The sequence below is a fragment of the Streptomyces sp. FH025 genome (genome assembly GCF_017427025.1).
Lineage (GTDB): Bacteria > Actinomycetota > Actinomycetes > Streptomycetales > Streptomycetaceae > Kitasatospora.
In genome coordinates this window covers 1-3,182 of sequence record NZ_JAFLNG010000798.1, presented here as the reverse complement: position 1 = coordinate 3,182, position 3,182 = coordinate 1, and the positions used below count along the sequence as shown (strand labels likewise).

General features: G+C 75.0%; 3 protein-coding genes and 1 pseudogene. 3 read left to right on the top strand and 1 reads right to left on the bottom strand.

All coding sequences use genetic code 11. The features are described 5' to 3' along the window. Positions 1-214, bottom strand: a pseudogene (locus tag J0670_RS34020) (hypothetical protein); the annotation flags it as partial. A gap of 145 nt (positions 215-359) precedes the next feature. Here J0670_RS34020 and J0670_RS34015 point away from each other — a divergent pair. From J0670_RS34015 to J0670_RS34005, 3 genes are all read left to right on the top strand, one after another. Next, the gene (locus J0670_RS34015; protein ID WP_207816190.1) at positions 360-1,064 is read left to right on the top strand and encodes a response regulator transcription factor; all 705 of its coding nucleotides are present in this window, start codon (positions 360-362) and stop codon (positions 1,062-1,064) included. A 17-nt stretch (positions 1,065-1,081) separates the two neighbouring features. Continuing rightward, positions 1,082-2,503, top strand: coding sequence for a HAMP domain-containing sensor histidine kinase (locus J0670_RS34010; RefSeq protein ID WP_207816191.1), 1,422 nt, complete (start codon positions 1,082-1,084; stop codon positions 2,501-2,503). Positions 2,504-2,742: 239 nt separating this feature from the next. Further along, positions 2,743-3,182 (top strand): cellulose binding domain-containing protein (locus J0670_RS34005; RefSeq protein ID WP_207816188.1); only part of this gene is annotated, 440 nt, incomplete at its 3' end.

Here is a 3,182-nt window from a genome sequence, read left to right as displayed (position 1 = left end):
TCGGTGTGCCGGCCCGCTCGGTGGCGCGCGCCTGGTCCGGGGTGGTGGTGACGGTGTACGGGGTGCCGTCGGCCTTGGGGGAGGGCAGTGGCAGCGCCGTGGGCTGTTCGAACGCGGCGCCGGTGAGCACCGCGTGCACGCCGAGCCAGGACAGCGCCACCGCCGCCCCGGTGGCCGCCGCCCAGGCGCCGAGCTGTACCAGTCCGTTCCGCATCGTCCGCACATCCTGCCGCATCCCCCGGCCGCCTGAGAACGGCACCCCACCTATTCAGCAGGGCAGTTGCACAATGTCCGGACCGTGCCCGCACCCACCCCCGAGGTACAGACCACTGCCCGCCGATGGCGTACCGTGCAGGCCCATGGCAACAGTGCTCGTGGTCGAGGACGACCCCTTCGTACGCTCCGCCCTCATCCGCCACCTGACCGACACCGGTCATGCCGTCCGCAGCGTGGGCACGGCCCTGGAGGCACTGCGGGAGGTCGCCCAGGTCGGCTGTGACCTGGTGATCCTCGACCTGGGCCTGCCCGACCTGGACGGCAGCGAGGCGCTCAAGATGATCCGGGGGCTGACCAACGTGCCGGTGATCATCTCCACCGCCCGGGACGACGAGGCGGAGATCGTCCGGCTGCTCAACGACGGTGCCGACGACTACCTGGTGAAACCTTTCTCCGGAGAGCACCTGAGCGCCCGGATGGCCGCCGTGCTGCGCCGGCTCGGCGGCGGCACGGCCCCCGTCGCCCAGGTGCTGAGGGTCGGCGGCCTCGCCATCGACGTCCAGCGGCGCGAGGCCGCACTGGACGGGCGACTGCTCGACCTGACCCGGCGTGAGTTCGACCTGCTGGCCTTCCTGGCCGCCCGGCCCGGCGTGGTGGTGCCGCGCAAGGAGATCCTCGCCGAGGTCTGGCAGCAGACCTACGGCGGCGACCAGACCATCGACGTCCACCTGTCCTGGCTGCGCCGCAAACTCGGCGAGACCGCCTCCAACCCCCGCTACCTGCACACCGTCCGGGGCGTCGGGGTCCGGCTGGAGGCGGCCGGGGGCCTCGCGGAGCACCGGACATGAGGCGGTTCGGGCGCTCGCTGCGCTGGGCCCTGATCAAGGCGGCCGTGGCCGGGACGACCATGGTCGCGCTGGCCTTCCTCATCCCGCTCGGGATGATGGTCCAACAGACCGCCCGCGACCGGGCGTTCACCGCCGCCGAGCGGCAGGCCGCCGCGCTCGGCCCGGCGCTGGCCATCACCACCGACCAGGACGCCATCAACCGGGCGCTGGCCAGCACCGACGCGGGGGCGCAGGGGCGGATGGCGGTCCACCTGCCGGTGCCCGCCGGAACGCCGAGCGGCGGCGGACCGGACGGCCCCACGATCGGGGAGGGGCGCGCCGCCGCCGCGGACGTGGCCACCGCCGGCGGGTGGGGACGCCCCTTCACCGTCGCGGTCACCGTCGCGGTGCCCGGCGGCTACGCGCTGCTCCAGCCCGTCGCGGTGGACACCGGACGGACCGCCGTGGTCGAGGTGTTCGTCGCCGAGAGCGACCTCACCCGGGGCGTGTCCACCGCCTGGCTGGTGCTCTCCGTGGTCGCGCTCGGCCTGGTCGCCATCTCGGTGCTGGTCGCCGACCGGATGGGCAACCGGATCGTCGCCTCCGCCAGCCGGCTCGCCGCCGCCGCCCGCTCACTCGGCGCCGGGAACCTCGCGGTGCGGGTACCGGTGGAGGGCGAGCAGGCCGACGGCAGCCCCGAGGAACTGCGCGAAGCCGGCCACGCGTTCAACACCATGGCCGACCGGGTGGTCCAACTCCTCGCCGCCGAACGGGAACTGGCCGCCGACCTGTCGCACCGGCTGCGCACCCCGCTGACCGTGCTGCGGCTCAACGCCGCCTCGCTCGGCGACGGCGACGCGGCCGACGCCACCCGGCACGCGGTGGCCCAACTGGAGCGCGAGGTCGACCAGATCATCCGCTCCGCCCGCCGCGCCCCCGAGGACGCGCCCGCCGTCGAGGTCGGCTGCGACGCCGCCGAGGTGATCCGGGAGCGGGTCGGCTTCTGGTCCGCGCTGGCCGAGGACGAGGGCCGCCGCTGGCAGCTGGCCGGCGCCGAACGGCCCGCGCCCGTACCGGTCCAGCGCGGGGACCTGGCCGCCGCCGTCGACGCGCTGCTGGGCAACGTCTTCCGCCACACCGCCGTCGGCACCGCCTTCTCGGTGGACGTGCTGGCCACCGGCTGCGCGGTGATCGTGCTCGTCGGCGACGCCGGACCGGGCTACAGCGACCCGACCGCCGCCCTCAAGCGCGGCGAGGGGCACGGCGGGGAGGGCTCCACCGGCCTCGGCCTGGACATCGTCCGCAAGCTCGCCGAGTCCACCGGCGGTGACCTGGCGCTCGGGCGCTCCGCCGTGCTCGGTGGTGCCGAGACCCGGATGCGGCTGCGCACCCGGTCGGAGGAGGCGCCGCCCGCCCGGGCGGGGAAGCGGCGGACGCGGGGCGCCCTGTTCCAGAAGTGAGGAATGGTCAGCCGCCGGAGCCCCGGCCCGGTGGCCGACTTCCGCGGGTTCCTTAACTGCGGCCTAAGGGAGTTCTACCCCTCGCTCAGCCCGGCGTTCGGGCCCCTCGGGCGCCGCTAGCGTCGGTCACGCCGGTCACCCGACCGAGCCGGGCCGGCCGCCCGTCCGTACGCACCCGTGCCCGTGCGCACCCGTGCCCGGCGGCGGCCGACCGAAGGCACCCGCGGAGGTAACGCGCCATGACCACCCAGCCCAACCGCCGTTCCGGCCGCCGCAGGCGCAGCCGCAAGGGCACGATCATCGGGGCCTCCGCGGTCGCCGTCGCGGTGGTCGCCGGCGGGGTCGTGGTGCTCGCCTCCTCGGCCAGCGCCGCCTCGCTCGGCGCCGTGTACAGCCGGACGAGCGGCTGGGACTCCGGCTACACCGGCCAGTACCTGGTCACCAACCCGGACAGCAGCCCGATCGAGGACTGGACGCTCAGCTTCGACCTGCCCGCCGGGGCCAGGATCGACTCGCTCTGGAACGCCACCTTCACCGCCGACGGGCAGCACGTCACGGTCAAGCCGGAGGCCTGGAGCAAGCGGCTGGAGCCCGGCAAGAGCGTGGTGGTCGGCTTCGTCGCCCAGGGCTCGGGCGCCGCGCAGGCCGAGCCGGGCAACTGCCTGATCAACAACGTCTC